The 2,982-nt window shown below is 39.5% G+C and carries 1 tRNA gene and 2 rRNA genes; all 3 read left to right on the forward strand.

Annotated elements, in window-relative coordinates:
- Positions 1-100, forward strand: a 5S ribosomal RNA gene (gene rrf / locus H5123_RS20215); the annotation flags it as partial.
- Between the two features lie 45 nt (positions 101-145).
- Positions 146-221: transfer RNA gene (locus H5123_RS20220), tRNA-Thr, on the forward strand.
- Positions 222-257: 36 nt separating this feature from the next.
- Positions 258-373: ribosomal RNA gene (gene rrf / locus H5123_RS20225) — 5S ribosomal RNA — on the forward strand.
- Positions 374-2,982: the final 2,609 nt, after the last annotated feature.

Consider the following 2,982-nt stretch of genomic DNA (forward strand, 5'->3'; position numbering starts at 1 on the left):
CTGTGGCACCACCTGATCCCATTCCGAACTCAGAAGTGAAACACAGTATCGCCGATGGTAGTGTGGGGTCTCCCCATGCGAGAGTAGGTCATTTCCAGGCGCCTAATTTCTCTTTTACGAAAGAGTATGTTCCAAGAAGTAATTTGCTGATATGGCTCAGTTGGTAGAGCGCATCCTTGGTAAGGATGAGGTCCCCAGTTCGATTCTGGGTATCAGCACCAAGAGTTATCTAGTGTAATGTCCTAGAAAAGAGTTTGTCTGGAAACCATAGAGCTGCGGCACCACCTGATCCCATTCCGAACTCAGAAGTGAAACACAGTATCGCCGATGGTAGTTTGGGGTCTCCCCATGCGAGAGTAGGTCATTTCCAGGCGCCAAATAAAACAGCAAGGCCACCTTAATCGGGTGGCCTTTTTGTTTTTGCCTAAAGTTGTTCTCAATGTGAATCATTAGCTAGTGTGGATGATATGCCCATGCCAGGGTCGTTTGTTTTCCCAGCGATAAAGAATACTGCAAGGCCACCTTAATTGTGTGGCTTTTTGTTTTGTGTCTAAAGTTGTTCTCAATGTGAATCATTAACCAGTGTGGATGATATGCCCATACCAGAGTCGGTTATTTTCCCGGCGCTAAATAACACTGCAAGGTCACTTTAATCAGGTGGCCTTTTTGTTTTGTGCCTAAAGACTTCTCAATGCGAATCGTTAACCAGTGTGGATGATATGCCCATGCGAGAGTAGGTCATTTCCAGGCGCCAACTAAAACAGCAAGGCCACTCTAACCGAGTGGCCTTTTTGTTTTGTGCCTATAGTCTTTCTCAATACGAATCATTAGCAAGTGTGGATGATATGCCCATGCCAGGGTCGTTTGTTTTCCCAGCGATAAAGAATACTGCAAGGCCACCTTAATTGTGTGGCCTTTTTGTTTTGTGTCTAAAGTTGTTCTCAATGTGAACCATTAACCAGTGTGGATGATATGCCCATGACAGAGTAAGTTATTTTTAGGCACCTAGTTGACTTGAAATCGTCGCGAGATAGGCCACTATTTTGTTGCGGCTGTCTTGTGTCCAAAATTTGAGGGAATGGTCGTTGATAGCATTACATAATAGTATGTTTATATACCTATGCCAGAGGCGGTTATTTTATACGCTTAATTGATGTAAAAATCTCTGAGAAATTGAAGATGCGTTTAATGCATGTCATTTTTCGGTTGAAAACAATGATCGCACATGATCAATAAAAATCTATGGTCGATAACCCTGAGATAGCTGATTATTTCCAGGCATCTAATTAAGGTGAGTGAGTCGTGACACAGCGGGTTATAATGCAGTGGTTTTTATGGCTGCAGTTTGAGAACTCAAAGTACTTGAGCTATATAATCAAATATGACACTCGTATCGTGTATGTCGCTATGAGTAACAAGCTTTAATAAGAGCCGGAGCGAGGATGGATGAAGGTCCTGCGTTTATTAAACAAAGCTAGTAAGATAAGGTACTAGAAAATCAGCTTAGATGCTCGTCGTCACTAGTAGTTTTTAGCCTGTTATTTATGGCTTTATATTATCTCTTATTAAAGTCTAGTAACCATTTACTCATACTGCTGGTCTGTGGTGACATGCTGTTGATTTGACATTGTTCGTTGCTAACCTTCGCCGTTAATCTTGATGTTTCAGGTTTCATTTAATTAATAGGTTTCTGATGTTATTCATCTCTTTCTTGTCTACAAATCAAAAGTTATTAAATTGAAGCCGTACCAACCAGCTAGCCCACTATATCTAAGTATTATTTACCTATCTAAGCCGCAGTGAATTCAAATCCTTGACACAGTACCGTCTTAGATGTGTTCCTAAATAAGCCATCAGTTTTGCCTATCAGGCAGAAATTCTGCTACCCGTAATAATTGTTTAGCTCCTCAGTCTTACTAAGCTATCGATAGGTAAACTCATCGTATTCAAGCTGGCGATAGTATATAGCAACATTATGGCAAGTTAGAATGATGCTCGATAATGTAAATTACGCACTAAAGACTATTATGAAAAACGCCACCTCTTCAAACTAAGCTTGGCTTTGCCATATTATTTTTGTGTGGATTCTATCAATGTAATCACTTAAGTAAACGATACAAAGATTGTTATACAATTTGGTGACGTGACAATCAACATATCAAGATTGATCATCGCTTTGTTAAAATCCACAGTCATCTATATCTGCATCCTTTAAAGTAACTCTTTTTAAATATGCCGCAAGTCTATTCAAATATTCAGTTATGGTTCCTATTCGTCGTTAATAAGAACGACTCCAAAACTTGTCACTTACATTGAGTAACTTTATATAAATATCCCTTTGCTGTTTAAGGCAGAGTTTACCCATAGGATGATTCCTCAATCTTCTATGAGCACGTTAAGTGTCACTGCACACATCCAAGATCAACTCGTAAAACTCATAGTTAGTCTATATACAGTCGAATATAATCAAGTCTATTTAAATCAGCTCAGTTTTACATACTATCAATATAGGCCGCTTAACCTAACTAAGGGCCATTAAGCTATTAACATGGGTGAGAGTTTTTGTTTTTGGACCGATTGCACTCGACTCATTAAGCATGCATATAAATAAATGATACTTTTAATCGTGGTCTACATAGGATTTTACTATTCAAGTCACTTTGCTACTTAGGATATTTTATCGCTTACAACCTCTTAATTGTGGATAAATCTGTGAGTAAGATGTTCTTAAGCTGGTGCTAACTTAAGTATAAAAATTAATTCATAAATATGACAAAAAAGGCCTTGCACAAAATCTTGTGGTGCCTATAATGCGCATCCACTGACACGGCAGACAGCGAAAGCGGTCACCGAGTTGGGTTGAATTAAGTGCTTCAAAACACTGGATTCAAGGCGAAAAGAAAGTTTGAAAAAACACTTGACGCCGACACGGGAAAGCGTAGAATACGCACCCCAAGCCAACGACCTAGCGTCTTACGGCGA

Origin of the sequence: Shewanella sp. SR43-4 (assembly GCF_014163845.1) — a bacterium.
GTDB lineage: Bacteria > Pseudomonadota > Gammaproteobacteria > Enterobacterales > Shewanellaceae > Shewanella > Shewanella vesiculosa.